This is a genomic window from Kitasatospora sp. NPDC058184, assembly GCF_042883725.1.
Lineage (GTDB): Bacteria > Actinomycetota > Actinomycetes > Streptomycetales > Streptomycetaceae > Kitasatospora.
On the sequence record NZ_JBHVVE010000007.1, the window covers coordinates 359,619 to 371,586 of the forward strand.

9 protein-coding genes are annotated in these 11,968 nt (G+C 73.5%); 7 read left to right on the plus strand and 2 right to left on the minus strand.

Features of this window, described 5'->3' with window-relative positions:
- Positions 1-74 precede the first annotated feature (74 nt).
- Positions 75-3,128, plus strand: coding sequence for a hypothetical protein (locus tag ACFVXH_RS16540; protein WP_387824111.1), 3,054 nt, complete (start codon positions 75-77; stop codon positions 3,126-3,128).
- Positions 3,129-3,215: 87 nt separating this feature from the next.
- On the opposite strand, the gene ACFVXH_RS16545 is transcribed toward ACFVXH_RS16540, so the two are convergent.
- Positions 3,216-4,286 (minus strand): LuxR C-terminal-related transcriptional regulator, encoded by a 1,071-nt coding sequence (locus ACFVXH_RS16545; protein ID WP_387824114.1) that lies wholly within the window; start codon positions 4,284-4,286, stop codon positions 3,216-3,218.
- 168 nt (positions 4,287-4,454) lie between these two features.
- Between ACFVXH_RS16545 and ACFVXH_RS16550 the strand changes: the two genes are divergently transcribed.
- Together ACFVXH_RS16550 and ACFVXH_RS16555 are read left to right on the plus strand one after the other, a co-directional pair.
- Positions 4,455-5,198 (plus strand): hypothetical protein, encoded by a 744-nt coding sequence (locus ACFVXH_RS16550; protein ID WP_380782246.1) that lies wholly within the window; start codon positions 4,455-4,457, stop codon positions 5,196-5,198.
- 134 nt (positions 5,199-5,332) lie between these two features.
- Positions 5,333-6,145: an isocitrate lyase/phosphoenolpyruvate mutase family protein gene (locus ACFVXH_RS16555; RefSeq protein WP_387824117.1), complete on the plus strand. Its 813-nt coding sequence runs from the start codon at positions 5,333-5,335 to the stop codon at positions 6,143-6,145.
- A gap of 80 nt (positions 6,146-6,225) precedes the next feature.
- On the opposite strand, the gene ACFVXH_RS16560 is transcribed toward ACFVXH_RS16555, so the two are convergent.
- On the minus strand, positions 6,226-7,449 hold the full coding sequence (locus tag ACFVXH_RS16560) for a hypothetical protein (protein ID WP_387824273.1): 1,224 nt from the start codon (positions 7,447-7,449) through the stop codon (positions 6,226-6,228).
- A gap of 466 nt (positions 7,450-7,915) precedes the next feature.
- Between ACFVXH_RS16560 and ACFVXH_RS16565 the strand changes: the two genes are divergently transcribed.
- The 4 genes from ACFVXH_RS16565 to ACFVXH_RS16580 all read left to right on the plus strand — a co-directional run bounded on the left by ACFVXH_RS16565 (position 7,916) and on the right by ACFVXH_RS16580 (position 11,962).
- The gene (locus tag ACFVXH_RS16565; RefSeq protein ID WP_387824120.1) at positions 7,916-8,137 is read left to right on the plus strand and encodes a hypothetical protein; all 222 of its coding nucleotides are present in this window, start codon (positions 7,916-7,918) and stop codon (positions 8,135-8,137) included.
- 171 nt (positions 8,138-8,308) lie between these two features.
- Positions 8,309-9,337, plus strand: coding sequence for a phosphotransferase family protein (locus ACFVXH_RS16570; protein WP_387824123.1), 1,029 nt, complete (start codon positions 8,309-8,311; stop codon positions 9,335-9,337).
- Between the two features lie 6 nt (positions 9,338-9,343).
- The gene (locus ACFVXH_RS16575) at positions 9,344-10,558 is read left to right on the plus strand and encodes an acyl-CoA dehydrogenase family protein (RefSeq protein ID WP_387824126.1); all 1,215 of its coding nucleotides are present in this window, start codon (positions 9,344-9,346) and stop codon (positions 10,556-10,558) included.
- Between the two features lie 120 nt (positions 10,559-10,678).
- A complete protein-coding gene (locus tag ACFVXH_RS16580; RefSeq protein ID WP_387824129.1) occupies positions 10,679-11,962 on the plus strand; it encodes an alpha/beta hydrolase family protein in 1,284 nt (427 codons plus the stop codon).
- The last annotated feature ends 6 nt before the right edge of the window (positions 11,963-11,968 follow it).

The window sequence follows — 11,968 nt, forward strand, 5'->3', positions numbered from 1 at the left end:
CACCGCTGTGTCCGCTCTCCCCTCGGGGGCGCACACCCGCGTCGCCGATTCGACGACCGGGAGACGAACACTCGGTGATACTCACTCAACGCCTGGGCCGCGGGCTGCTCGCCGGCGCCTCGGCGCTCGCCCTGGCACTGCTGCCCGCGGGCCTCGCACCCACCACGGCGGCCGCCGCACCCGCCGGCTCAGCACCCGGCGGCTCGGCGCCCGGCGCACCGGCCGGTGACGGGTCCGGCCCGGCCCCGGTGGACCTCACCACCACGCGCGCCTTCGCGGACACCTTCCGGCTGGACCCGGCCCAGGACACCGACCCGCTGTACGGGCTGAACGTCGGCCTCGACGCCCGGCAGTCGCCCCCGGCCGGGCAGCACGGGATCTCCTACACCCGGGTCTCCGGCCGCTGGGACACCTCGACCGCGCCCGACCAGTGGTTCGTCCAGACCAGTCATCCGGACCACCCCGACAGGCTGCTGTTCGCCAAGGGCGTCTCCGCGATCATGCTCGGCGCGCCCGCCGTCGCGGACGGCACCGGCCACTACACCGTCTCGACGGTGGTCGACCCGGTCGTCGGCGACACCGGCGGCGCCGACTGGGGCTCGATCGTGCTGAGCCGCAGCCACCGCGGCAACGGCTACGTCACCGGCGGCGACGTCGACCTCGGCCTGACCGTCACCTCGGGCGGCAAGCTCGCCCTCTTCCACGGTGGCGGCGGCGAGAATCCCTTCTGGACCGGCACGGTGGCGCCCACGGCGCAGTACGCCGTCTCGCTCACCGTCTCCACCGGCGCCGACCGCGCCGTCACCCTGACCGTGAACGGCACCCCGTTCACCGTCTCCGCGCCGGCCGGGGTGACCCGCTGGCCGGGCAGCGAGTTCCTCTACCTCGGCGCGTACCTCTCCGACCCGAACCGCGTCACCACCTTCGGTGACGGCGCCGGCCACGGCCTGAACGTCAGCCGGATCGACACCAGCGCCACCCGCAGCGCCAAGCCGTTCGTCGACACCTTCGACGGCGCGCCCAACGCCACCGCCGACCACGGCCTCAACCAGGACCTGGCTGCCCGCCAGCCGAGCCTGATCTCCGCCAACTACACCGCCGTGTCGGGCGTCAAGGGCCTGGCCCTCGACCCGCCGGCGGGCTCGGTGCAGGTCAACAGCCCGGCCCACCCGAACGTGCTCTCCTTCCCCAAGGGCACCTCGGCGGTCCGCCTCAACAAGCCGGCCACCTCGGACGTCCAGAGCGGCGCCTACACGGTGCACGCCGTCCTGACCCCCGTGGTCGGCAGCACCTCCGGCCAGGACTGGGCCTCCCTCGCCGTCGGCAACGCCTCGGGCGGCACGGGCGCCGTCGACGCCGAGGACATCGCGCTCGGCCTGCGCGTCCAGGCCGACGGCGGGCTGACGCTCTTCCAGGGCGGCACCCCGACCGCGCTGCCCGCCGTCCCGCCGGCCGGCTCCTACGAGGTGTCGGCCGCGCTGGCGACCGGCGACCGGCAGCAGGCGACCGTCAGGGTCAACGGCACGACGGTGTTCTCCGGCCGCACCGCCGCCAAGCTGCCCCGCGACGGCTACGTCTCGCTCGGCGCCCACCACTCGGCGGCCGGCCAGGTCACCACGGCGGACGACCTGCGGGTCTCCATGCTGGGCGGGCTCGGCTACTACGGGTTCTTCGACATCCGGGACCCGAACGAGCCGAACTTCAGCGCCAACCACGCGCCGGAGGTGGCGCAGTGGACCAACTTCAACAACTACCTGCGCGACCAGGACCCCCGCCTGGAGTTCCTGGACCAGTGCCGGCCGGCCGCCTGCGTGATCGACCTCAACCAGGAGACGGTGGTCCCGCGTTCGCCGGGTTCCTGGGCCGTCGACCCGAACCCGAACGCCGCGCAGAACCTCCTGGACCTGGTGCGGCGCATCGGGCCGAACATCGACAAGATCGGCGCCGTCGACGTGAGCGACGAGCCCTACTCACACGGCCTGAGCCCCGCGCAGGTCCAGACGCAGGCGGAGCAGATCAGGGCCGCGTTCCCGGACAAGACGCTGATCATGAGCCTCGACCGCTGGAACGCCGAGCAGACCGCGCCGATCCCGTCCACGGTCGACATCGTCGGCTTCGACTACTACTGCGAGGGCCGCGGCGAGATCCAGCGGCTGCTGGCGAACCTGAAGACCTTCCTCTCCTCGCCGGACCAGCACCTGATGCTCTTCCCGGAGTCCACCAACGAGTACCGGGTCGCCGACGGCTGCTACTCCGGCAAGACCGACGCCGACATCGCGGCGTACAACGCCGAGTACCGCGCGATCGCCGCGCAGGACCCCCGGGTCGTCTACCTGCAGAACTTCCGCTGGCTCGGCCCGGACCAGCCGAACAAGGTGCCGCTGACCGTCGCGGCGCAGCAGAGGATCGGCAAGGCCGTGGTCGACGCCACGCCCACGCCGGCGCCCGCCTCGGTGGGCGTGTACCGGCCCTCGGACGGCAGCTTCGGCCAGGCCGCCCACAACGGCTGGTACACCGGCCAGGCCGTGTTCGGCGGCGGGGGCGGCGACGTCGTCCCGCTGACGGGCCACTGGAACGGGCCGGGCACCGACACCGTCGGCGTCTACCACCGCGACACCACGACCTTCCAACTGTCCTACGACAACGCCACCGTGGCCGCCACCTTCCCGTTCGGGGCCCCCGGTGACGTCCCGCTGGTCGGCGACTGGAGCGGGCAGGGGCGGAGCACGGTCGGCGTCTACCGGCCCAGCGACCAGTACTTCTACCTGTCCGACGACAACGCCACCGTCAGGTACCGGATCAAGCTGGGCAACGAGGGCTGGAAGCCGCTGGTCGGCGACTGGGACGGCAACGGCACCACCACCGTCGCCGTCTACGACCCGCAGACCCAGACCTTCTACCTGAACGACTCCAACGAGACGGAACACCCGCGCCCGGGCGTCAGGTTCGGCAACCCCGGCGACCGCCCGGTCAAGGGCGACTGGGACGGCAGCGGCAAGGAGACCATCGGCGTGTACCGGCCCGGCGACCAGACCTTCTACGGGGCCGCCGAGAACTCCGACCTGGTGGTCTACAGCAGGAAGTTCGGCAACCCGGGCGACATCCCGCTGGTGGGCAACTGGGGCTGACACCCCGTCCGCCCGTCCGACACGGCGCCCTCCCGACCGCCGCGCGGCGATCGGGAGGGTGCCTTCGGGCCGGCCATGAGGTGCGGGTCAGCAGCGCCCCTCGCCGAGCATGATCCGCGCGATCAGCTCCTGGCGGCTGCCCACCCCGGTCTTGGTGAACACCGACTTCAGGTGGTCCTGCACCGTGTACGGCGTCATCGCGAGGGCCCGGGACACGTCCCGGGTGTCGCCGCCGCGCACCAGCAGCAGCGCCACCTCCCGCTCGCGGGCGGTCAGCCCGTACGCGGCCAGGTACAGCGGCATCACCTCGGCCGGCGAGGCGGGCGAGGCCACCACCGTCACCGCGCCCGCCGCCCCGCCGTCGCGCAGGGCGGAACCGTGCAGCAGGTACCAGCGGTCGTCCCGGCTCCACACCCGCACCGGGGCCTGCGGTACGGGCAGCCCGTGCGCCGCCCGGCGGGCCTGCTCGGCGGCCATCGCCACGCCGGTCGGGACGGTCAACGAGGTCGGGGTGGGGTCGGCCAGCCGGGCGAGCAGCTCCTCGGCCGGTCCGGACAGCGCCTGCAGCCGGTTGCGCCGGTCCAGCACCAGCACCGCCGGCCCGGCATCCGCCTCCTCGGGCGGGCCGGCCGGTACGTGGCACGCCCTCAGCGCGTGGCCCAGGTGCCGGGCGGCGGCGTCGGCGAGCTGCCGCTGGCCCTCCAGGTACGGACCGCGGTCCGGAGCCCGCAGGAACGCCGCGCACCCCCACATGCCGCCGGCCGCGTCGAACACCGCCCGCAACTCGTCCCCGAACCCGGCCGGCCTGACCTGCTCCCGGAACCGCACACTCTCCCGCAGCGACCCCCGGGTCGCCCGGCTCAGCGTCTCGGCCTGCACCCCGCTGCGCCGGATCTCGGGAAAGGTCGCCACGTCGTCCGCCCACACCTCCAGCCGCACGGCGTGCTCGAACGCGTCCAGGGTGAGGTCCTCGCTCTGCACCGAGTTCACCAACCCGGTCGCCGGATCCGCGGTGTGCCAGCACACGGCGTCGAACTCCAGCACCGGTCGCAGCAGTTCATCCGCCCGCCGGAAGACCTCGGGTGCCGTCAAGCCCGCCCCGGCAAGCTCCCGCACCCCCTCGATCGCCGCCCGCCCCGCCACCCCACGTCGCCCCATCCGGTGAAGCTAGCACGACAGTTCGCGCCCCACCCACGCACCGAACGGCAGCGCGGAGGCTCCCTCCCCGGGGGCGGAGAGGGCCAGGGGCGGTCCGAACCGCCGCCCCGGGCGCGGGCCGGGCGAAATCCGCATGACAGCGGTGGAAGGCTCCGGGATCATGGGCCGGTGGCCACGGAACCGGACATCCTCGACCTGAACATCCTCTGCCCGCCGCCCGGCGAGGGCTACCTGGAGGTCCGCCCGGTCGTCAGCGGCCGGGACCTCCTGGCCGAACTGACCCTCCGCAACAGGGAATCGGGCGGCCCCCGGTTCATCGGATCAGGCCCCCGGTACCTCCTGGGCCGGGGCGGGCGCTTGCACGCCACGGCCGTGCCCCGGGAGGTCCGGCTCGGTGTGTCCGGGTGCGGCCTGGAACAGTGCTGCAGCACCCTGTACGTGACGGTCGCTCGGGACGGGGAGCACGTCGTCTGGGCGGGCTGGCGCGACCCGGCCGAACGGGGCTTCGACCTGCCGGAGTTCCGGTTCGCCGCGGACCAGTACGAGGCCGAGGTGCTGCGAGCCGAAGCGGACCGCGGCTGGGAGTGGCCGGGGGCAGTGGTCGCGACGCTGCTGGAGGAAGGGCTGAGGGGACGCGAGGACTGGCTCGCCAGGTGGGAGTGCGAGCTGGAGGCCGTCTGGGCCTCCCGCCTGGAACCCGACCGGATCGACGTCATCCTGCGGCATCCCCCCGGCCGGGAGGAGACGGCTCTGCCCTGGGCCCAGTTCTCGATGATCCTCCCGATCTCCGCGGAGGACCCGTCGGACCAGGCCGAGCGCCTCGAAGCGCGGCTGACCGCGGGCGACCCCCGTGCCACCGCCGAGCTCTGCGGAGGCTACGAACCCGAACAGGTGGGCTACCCCTGGCCGTAGCGCCCTTAGCCCTGGCCCGCTGCCGGCGACGCTCCGCGGCTGCCCCGCCCGTTGCTCGGGGCGGCCTGGGCTTCCGGTCGTTGGTGTCGGTTTTCCGCCGGACAACGGTGGCAGCCGCTGGTTGCCTTGGGGGCATGATCAACGCCAGCAAGTCCGCGCTCTTCCGTTCCCTCCACACGCCCGCTCGTCCGCTCGCGCTCGCGAACGCCTGGGACGTGGCCAGCGCCCGCGTCATCGAGGCCGCGGGGGCGACCGCGATCGCCACCACCAGCGCCGGGGTGGCCTGGTCGCTCGGCGCCCCGGACGGGGACCGCGTCGCCCGGGGCCCGGTGCTGGAGGCCATCGCCCGCATCGCGGCGGCGGTCGCCGTCCCGGTGACCGCCGACATCGAGGGCGGCTACGGACAGAGCCCCGCCCAGGTCGCGGAGACCGTCACGCGCCTGCTGGAGGCCGGCGTGGTGGGCGTCAACATCGAGGACGGCACCCGCCCGCCGGGCACGCTTGCCGACCGGATCGCGGCCGCCCGCGGTGCGGCGCGGCGGGCGGGCGTCGACCTGTTCGTCAACGCCCGTGTCGACACCTACCTGCTCGGGCTGGGCGACCCCGCCACCCGGCTGCGGGAGACGCTGGGACGGGCGCGCCGCTACGTGGACGCCGGTGCGGACGGGATCTTCGTCCCCGGTGTCGCGGACCCCGGCGTCATCAGGGACCTGGCCGCGGGTCTGACGGTGCCCCTCAACATCATGGCGGGGCCGGGCACCGCGCCGGTGGACGAACTGGGGGCCCTGGGCGTGGCCCGGGTCAGCCTAGGCTCGGGGGTGGCCCAGGCCGCCTACGCCGCCGCACGGCAGGCGGCACTCGACCTGCACCGCGCCGGCGGCTACGACTCCCTCCGGCGGACCATCGACTACCCGGAGCTCAACGGCCTGTTCACCGTGAGCGGCTGACCGCGCCCCGGCTGCGGCGGTCCGGTTGGAGACCCGGCGCCGGCGCACGCGCGCCGGGTCTCCGGTGGCGGTCCGCCGGGCTACTTGGCCAGTCGGGACCAGTCGGCCGGTTGGGCGGGGTCGAGTTGGCGGAGCTGGTCGAGGACCTTCGGGTCCTGGGCGTCGAGCCAGTCGGCGACCTGGCGGAAGGAGACGCAGCGGACGCCGTCGCGCTTGCAGACGCCCTTCATTACGTCCTCGATGGCCTGCATGTAGATGCCGCCGTTCCAGGACTCGAAGTGGTTCCCGATGAACAGCGGGGCGCGGCTGCCGTTGTAGACGCGTTCGAAGCCGGCGAGGTAGCTCTCGCGGGTCTCCTTCTCCCAGGTGTCGTACTTCTTGGGGTCGCCGTTGGTGGTGTTCCCGGACTGGTTCGCCAGGAAGTTGAAGTCCATCGAGAGGCTCTGGGTGGACTTGCCGGGGGTGGGGAGCAGCTGCAGCGGGAAGTTCCAGATGCCCTCCTTCTTCGTCGGCCAGACCTGGAACTCGCCCGGGGAGCTGGCGTCGTAGCGGAAGCCCGTCGCCTTCTCGGCCGGCAGCAGGTTCTTCTGGCCCTCCAGGCAGGGGGCGCGGCCGCCGACCAGTTCCTTGGTGTAGTCGAAGGGGAGCGGCGGGAGGTCCTTGAAGCCGGTGTTGGTCTTCCAGTTGGTGACGAAGGAGACGGCCTGGTCGAGTTCGCTCTTCCACTCCTCGGTGCTCCACTCGCCACCGCCCTTGGCGTTGCAGAAGTGCCCGTTGAAGTGGGTGCCGATCTCGTTGCCGTCGAGCCAGGCGAGGCGCAGCTGTTCCAGGGTGTCCTTGATGTGGGGGTCGGTGGCGTAGTCGATGGAGGCGTCGCCGGGCTTGTGCTGCGGTGGCTTGTAGAGCGTGCTCTTGGACTTGGGGAGGGTGTAGAGGCCGCTCAGGAAGAAGGTCATCTGGGCGTTGTTCTCGGCGCCGAGCTTGCGGAAGCGGGAGAACTGGCGGTCGTCGCCCTCCAGTGCCCCGTCCCAGGAGAAGACGACGAACTGCGGCGGCTTCTCCCCGGGCTTGAGCTTCTCCGGCACGGGCTGCTTGGGCTGCGGGCCGGTGTCGGAGGTGGAGCCGTCGCCGAGCACCTTGACCTGGCCGTCCCAGGTGGGGGTGGGGGCGGGCGGTGGCGGGGCGGGGGCCTCGGTGGTGGTGCTCGGGGCGGGGCTGGGCGGGGTGGTGCCGGTGGTGGCGGCGGGTCTGCTCGGTGTGCCGTCGCATCCCGTCGCCAGGGCGGAGGCCCCGAGGACCCCCATCGCCAGCAGGATGGCCGAGCCGCGAGCAGTCCGCACGGGACCCCATTTCTCTGATCTTCAATCAGGAGCTGTTCGGAAGATGATCGATGAATGTGATCATCAGAACACTTTTGATCGACCTCTGTCGAGGTCGGGAAGGTGTGGCTTTGGTGGGGGTGGGCCGGGTGAGCAACTCCCTTGTGGGGCACGGGAGATGGCGCGCCGAGCGGGCTCCGGTGGAGGCCCCCGGAGGGTGTGGGGGTGAGGGGTGGTTCATCGTCGCCACCACCGCAACGGCCGCGGCCGCCGATGGGTTCAGCGACTGATCGGGCGTCACGCGGGTTTCGGCCAAGTTCGTGGCATGGGCATGGCGCTACGTGCCCGGCCGTTCCGGCCCCGGCTAGGGTCGCTCCAGCTCAGCGAACCTCCGGCGCCCCACGGCCCTCGTGCGGCGTCCCGTGGACCTTCCCGATTGGACTGGTGTGCCATGAACAGGACGTACTACCGCCCGCTGGACCGTCCCTCGACCACGAGCGTCCGCAGCCGGCTCGCCGCCGCGGCCGGGGCCGCCGCGGTGGCCGCCTGCGTGCTCACCGGCGTCGCGGTCGCCGCCGCCGGTGCCGCGACCGCCGCGCCCGCCTCGGTCCCCAAGCCCGCCGTCACCGTCTATGGCGTGGCCGGCGCCACCCAGCCCGCCGCACCCCGCTAGACCCGCCCCTTCGACGCGCCCGGGTGGCGGTTCGTCCGAACCGCCACCCGGGCGTCGCCGTTCCCGCCGGAGGGCCCCCGGACGGGCTTCGCGGCATTGACAGGGGACATCCTCGGGCTGAATGCTAAGCAAGCGCTTAGTCAATGAGGATCCACCCCGAGGAGCCGCCCGATGGCCGAGACCCCCGTCGACCCGCCCGGACTGGACCTGGCCCGTCTCCGGTCCCGGCTGGAGCGCGAGCTGCCCGGCCTCCTCCAGGGGCCGCTGCGGGCCGACCTCGTCGAAGGGGGCCGCTCGAACCTGACGTATGTCCTGGGCGACGGCGCCTCCCGCTGGGTCCTGCGGCGCCCGCCGCTCGGGCACGTCCTCGCCACCGCCCACGACATGGGCCGCGAGTACCGGGTGATGACGGCGCTGCGCGACACCGGGGTGCCCGTGCCCCGGACGCTCCTGCTCGACCCGGACGACGAGACCCTCGGCGCCCCCTGGTACCTGATGGAGTACGTCCCCGGCACCGCCCACCGGGACGTCGCCCCGCTCGCCGCCCTCGGCGAGCGGCGGGTGCACGCGCTCGGGCAGCGGCTGGTCGACACCCTCGCCACCCTGCACCGGATCGACCCCGCCGCCGTCGGCCTCGCCGACTTCGGCCGGCCCGAGGGCTACCTGGAACGCCAGCTGCGCCGCTGGTCCAAGCAGTTGGCCGCCTCCCGCAGCCGCGACCTGCCCGAGCTCGACCGCCTGCACGCCAGGCTCGCCGAGCGTCTGCCGGCCTCGCCCACGCCCGCGCTCGTGCACGGCGACTACCGCCTCGACAACGTCCTGGTCGACGACGCCGACACCATCACGGCCGTCCTGGACTGGGAGATGTCCACCCTCGGCGACCCGCTCACCGACATCGGCCTGCTGGTGATGTACACCGAACTCGCGGGCGTCGGCGGCGGCATCATCCCCTCCGCCATGACCGCCCCAGGCTTCCCGAAGGCCGACGAGATCGTCTCCCGCTACGCCGACGCGACCGGCCGCCGGGCCGAGGACCTCGACTGGTACGTCGCCTTCGCCTCGTTCAAGCTGGCCGCCGTCGCCGAGGGCATCCACTACCGCTTCCGGCAGGGCCGCACCCTGGGCGCCGGCTTCGAGCGCGCCGGCGAGATGGCCCCGATCCTCGCCCGGCACGGCCTGAGCACCCTCAAGGAGAGCTGAGAACCGATGGACTTCGCCTACGACGCCCGGACGGAAGAACTCCGCGAGCAGCTGCTCGCCTTCATGGACGAGCACGTGTACCCCGCCGAGCCCGTCCTCGCCGCCCAGCTCGCCGACCCGGCCCGCGACCGCTGGGCCGTGCCCCCCGTCGTCGCCGACCTCCAGGCCGCGGCCCGCAAGCAGAAACTCTGGAACCTCTTCCTGCCGGGTGAGCTCGGCGCCGGCCTCACCAACCTCCAGTACGCCCCGCTCGCCGAAATCACCGGCCGCAGCATCCAGTTGGCCCCGCCCGCGCTCAACTGCGCGGCGCCCGACACCGGCAACATGGAGCTGCTCGCCCAGTTCGGCAGCGCCGAGCAGCGCGAGCGCTGGCTGCGCCCCCTCCTCGACGGCCGGATCCGCTCGGCCTTCGCGATGACCGAGCCCGAGGTCGCGTCCTCGGACGCCACCAACATCGCCACCCGGATCGAGCGGGACGGCGACGCGTACGTGGTCAACGGCCGCAAGTGGTACATCACCGGGGCGATGAACCCCGACTGCCGGATCCTCATCGTGATGGGCAAGACCGATCCGGCCGCCGAGCCGCACCGCCGGCAGAGCATGCTGCTCGTCCCGCGCGACACCCCGGGCGTGACCGTCCGGCGCGGCATGACGGTGTTCGGGTACGACGACGCCGACCATGGCGGCCACGCCGACGTCCTGTTCGAGGACGTCCGCGTCCCGGTGGGGAACCTGGTCGGCGAGGAGGGTACGGGCTTCGCCATCGCCCAGGCCCGGCTCGGCCCCGGCCGGATCCACCACTGCATGCGGGCCATCGGCATCGCCGAGCGGGCGCTGGAGCTGATGTGCCGTCGGGCCAACGAGCGGGTGGCCTTCGGGAAGCCGCTGGCCGAGCAGGGCGTGGTGCAGGACTGGATCGCCGAGTCCCGGGTGCGGATCGAGCAGCTGCGGCTGCTGGTGCTGAAGACCGCCTGGCTGATGGACACCGTCGGCAACCGGGGGGCGCACACCGAGATCCAGGCGATCAAGATCGCCACCCCGCGCACCGTCGAGTGGATCCTGGACAAGGCCGTCCAGGCGCACGGCGCGGCGGGCGTCAGCCAGGACACCCCGCTCGCCCAGCTCTGGGCCGGCAACCGCACCCTGCGGCTGGCCGACGGCCCGGACGAGGTGCACAAGCGCTCGCTGGCCCGGAGGGAACTGCGGCAGTACCGGCGCTGACCCGTAGGGGTGTGATACCCGGGTATTCCGGGGCCGGTTGGCCCCCAGGTATGACGGCGGCGGCCCGTTCCCGACCGTAGTGTCCTGCGTGTTCGATCGATCGGAACGCGGAGGGACACCATGGGAATTCCGGGACGGGCGGTGGCGGCGGCGGTGCTGGCGGCGGCAGCCGCGGTGGGCACGATCGGCACGGCCGCGGGAGCGGTCCTGCCGCCGCCGGGGGAGACGAGCCCCGGGCGGCAGGCCCGGGCCTGGCTGCCGGAGCCCAGCGGGCCGTACCCGATCGGGACCACCGCCGTGCACCTCACCGACACCGCACGGGAGGACCCCTGGCACCCCGGGCAGCGGCGCGAGCTGATGATCAGCCTCTGGTACCCGACCTCCCGGCCGGCCGCGGGCGACGACCGGGCCCCGTACATGGAGCCCGCCGCCGGGCGGCACTTCGACGGCCCGGACGGCGTCGGCCTGCTCAACTACGGCACCACGCCCGGCCGCACCGACTGGTCGGCCATCCGCACCCACGCCCGCCGGGACGCCCCCGCGCTGCCCGGCGGCCCGCGCCCGGTGGTGCTGTACTCGCCCGGCCTCGGCGACCCGCGCACCTGGGGGACGGCGCTGGTCGAGGACCTCGCCTCGCGCGGCTACCTGGTGGTCACCGTCGACCACACCTACGAGGCCTCCGAAGTCGCCTTCCCCGACGGCGACCTGGCCCCCTCGGTGCTCCCCGGCATGCTCGGGCAGCCCGGCCTGGACGTCGGCGCGGTGCTGCGCAAGGCGATGGACACCCGGGTGGCCGACACCCGCTTCGTGCTGGACCAGCTCGCCGCGCTCGGTGAGCGGCCGGGCCTGCCCGCCGGGGTCGCCGGGGCCCTCGACCTCGGCCGGATCGGCATGGTCGGCCAGTCGGCGGGCGGCTTCACCGCGCTCCAGACCATGCACGACGACCCGCGGATCGCGGCCGGGATCAACATGGACGGCCAGCTGCACTTCCCCGGCCCCGACGGCCACACCGGCGTCTTCCTGCCCAGCGTCGCCGAGGACGGCCTCGACCGCCCGTTCCTGCTGATGGGCACCGGCAGCGAGGACTCCGGCGGCTACCGAGACCAGCCCGGCTGGAACGCCCTGTGGCGGCACAGCACCGGCTGGCACGCCGACGTCACCCTCACCGGCTCCCGGCACGGCTCGTACACCGACGCCCAGCCGCTGCTCCCGCAGCTCGCCCGGCAGGGCGTGCTCGGCGCCGACCAGCTGCGCAAGGACGTCGGCGACATCCGCCCCGGCCGGGCCGAACTCGCCACCCGCAGCTACGTCGCGTCCTTCTTCGACCGCTGGCTGCGCGGCCAGGACGACCACCTGCTGGACGGGCCCTCGGCGCGCTTCCCGGAGATGGCGTACGAGCGGTAGCCGGGC